Consider the following 2,396-nt stretch of genomic DNA (forward strand, 5'->3'; position numbering starts at 1 on the left):
AGCGAAGCTCGGTCGGATGAGGGGTGCTCCAGCTTGGCGCCGACGGCACTCCGTCACCCACCCCTCAACCGTCTCGGCGCTGCGCGCCGATCCACCTTCTCCCACAAGGGGAGAAGGAAGAACTGCCCCTCAATGCCCCTCGAACCCAATCAGCGTCCGCACCGGCACGCCGAGCGCCTCCAGCTTGGCACGGCCGCCGAGGTCCGGCAGGTCGATGACGAAACAGGCGGCGAGGATGTCGGCACCTATCTGGCGCAGCAGCTTGACCGCCGCTTCAGCCGTGCCGCCGGTGGCGATCAGATCGTCGACCAGGATCACTTTCTCGCCCGGAGCAACACCGTCCTTGTGCATCTCCATTTCGTCCAGCCCGTATTCCAGGCTGTAGGCGACGCGCACCGTCTCGTAGGGCAGCTTGCCCTTCTTGCGGATCGGCACGAAACCGGCCGAGAGCTGATGGGCGACGGCGCCGCCAAGGATAAAGCCGCGCGCCTCGATGCCGGCGATCTTGTCGATCTTCTGGCCGGCATAGGGATGCACCAGTTCGTCGATGGCGCGGCGGAAGGCGCGCGCATTGCCAAGCAGCGTGGTGATGTCGCGAAACAGGATGCCGGGCTTGGGATAGTCCGGAATGGTGCGGATCGCGGCAAGCAGCGTGTCTTCGAGCGAGGATTTCATGGGTCGAGATTACCTGAAACGGAGATTGTTGCGCGACAATTGTTCGATCGAGCTGCAGCCCATCAGCCTCATGCCGCGTTCGATCTCGACCCGCATCTGTTCGAGCGCCCGTTCCACGCCGGGCTGGCCGGCCGCCGCGAGCGGAAACAGATAGTAGCGTCCGACGCCGACGGCCTTGGCGCCGAGCGACAGCGCTTTCAGCACGTGTGTGCCGCGCTGCACGCCGCCATCCATGATGACGTCGATCCTGTCGCCAACGGCATCGACGATCTCGGCAAGCTGGTCGAACGCCGCCCGTGAGCCATCCAGCTGCCGCCCGCCATGGTTCGACAGCACGATGCCGCTGCAGCCGATGTCGACAGCGCGTTTGGCATCCTCCACCGACATGACGCCCTTGAGGCAGAACGGACCCGACCAGAGCTTGACCATCTCGGCGACGTCGTCCCATGTCATCGACGGATCGAGCATCTCGGTAAAGTAACGGCTGATCGACATCGTGCCGCCGCCCATGTCGACATGCTCGTCGAGCTGCGGCAGCTTGAAGTCCTCATGGATGAAATAGTTGATCGCCCAGGCCGGCTTGAGCGCGAACTGCGCCATTCCGGTAAGGTTGAGCTTGAAGGGAATGGCAAAGCCGGTTCGTTTGTCGCGCTCGCGGTTTCCCCCGGTGATGCTGTCGACGGTCAGCATCATCACCTCGACCCCGACCGCCTTTGCCCGCTGCATCATCGCCCGGTTAAGACCGCGATCCCGGTGGAAATAGAACTGGTAGACCTGCGGGCCGCTGCTGATGCTGCGCGCCTCCTCGAGGCTGACGGTGCCCAGCGACGACACGCCGAACATCGTGCCGTATTTGGCGGCGGCCTTGGCGACCGCGCGCTCGCCCTGGTGATGGAACAGGCGCTGCAAGGCGGTCGGCGAGCAATAGAACGGCATCGCCAGCTTCTGGCCCATGACCGTCACCGACATGTCGACCTCGCTCACCCCGCGCAGCACGTTGGGAACCAGATCGCAGGTCTCGAAGCTTTCGGTGTTGCGGCGATAGGTGACCTCGTCGTCGGCCGCGCCGTCGATGTAGTTAAAGATCGGCCCCGGCAGCCGCTGCTGCGCCATGCGGCGGTAATCGGAAAAGTTGTGACAGTCGCTGAGCCGCATCATCGAATTCCAAAGGCCATGGCGGGACAAGTTTCTCGCCACCGTTCGATGCATCGAATATCAACCTGTTGTCGGCGTGCCAACGGACTATTTTTCGAGCTGCCCTCCGGACATGGCCATGAGCAAAAAAAGGGACGCCGAAGCGCCCCTTTCTGGTCTAATCCGATTGACAAAGATTACATGCCGAGATCCGAACGAAGCTCGGCCCTGGCCACTTCATACTCGGCCTTGAAGTCGTCCCGGTTGAGCAGGACCGCGGCGATGACGCTGCCGGAAATCCTGCCCATCTCGACGTCGGACGCATAGTGGATGCCGCCGACCTCGCGGTTGTGGGCGTATTCGGCCGCACGCGCCATGATCTCGGCGCGCTTTTCCGGAACCATATCGGACAGGATGATGCCCATCATGGTGCCGACGGTGGCGTGGCCGGACGGCCAGGAACCCGAACTCGACAGCTTGACCGCCGGCTTGACGAGGTCGCTGAGCTGGTGCGGACGCGGGCGCTTCCAGATATCCTTGGCCGGATCGACGACGGCGCCTTCGGTGGCCACGACGCGGTCGAAGAA

General features: G+C 63.4%; 3 protein-coding genes. All 3 read right to left on the reverse strand.

What is annotated here, in order from left to right; translation table 11 throughout:
* Positions 1-129: 129 nt before the first annotated feature.
* Positions 130-675: an adenine phosphoribosyltransferase gene (locus ENZ75_RS28815; RefSeq protein ID WP_013529989.1), complete on the reverse strand. Its 546-nt coding sequence runs from the start codon at positions 673-675 to the stop codon at positions 130-132.
* A gap of 9 nt (positions 676-684) precedes the next feature.
* Positions 685-1,830 carry an alpha-hydroxy acid oxidase gene (locus tag ENZ75_RS28820; RefSeq protein ID WP_063170322.1) on the reverse strand — a complete coding sequence of 382 codons (1,146 nt, stop codon included), beginning with the start codon at positions 1,828-1,830 and terminating at the stop codon, positions 685-687.
* 176 nt (positions 1,831-2,006) lie between these two features.
* The coding region (locus ENZ75_RS28825; protein WP_164770787.1) for a phosphatase PAP2 family protein at positions 2,007-2,396 on the reverse strand (390 nt) is incomplete at its 5' end.

The organism is Mesorhizobium sp. M7A.F.Ca.CA.002.04.1.1, assembly GCF_004022805.1.
GTDB lineage: Bacteria > Pseudomonadota > Alphaproteobacteria > Rhizobiales > Rhizobiaceae > Mesorhizobium > Mesorhizobium ciceri.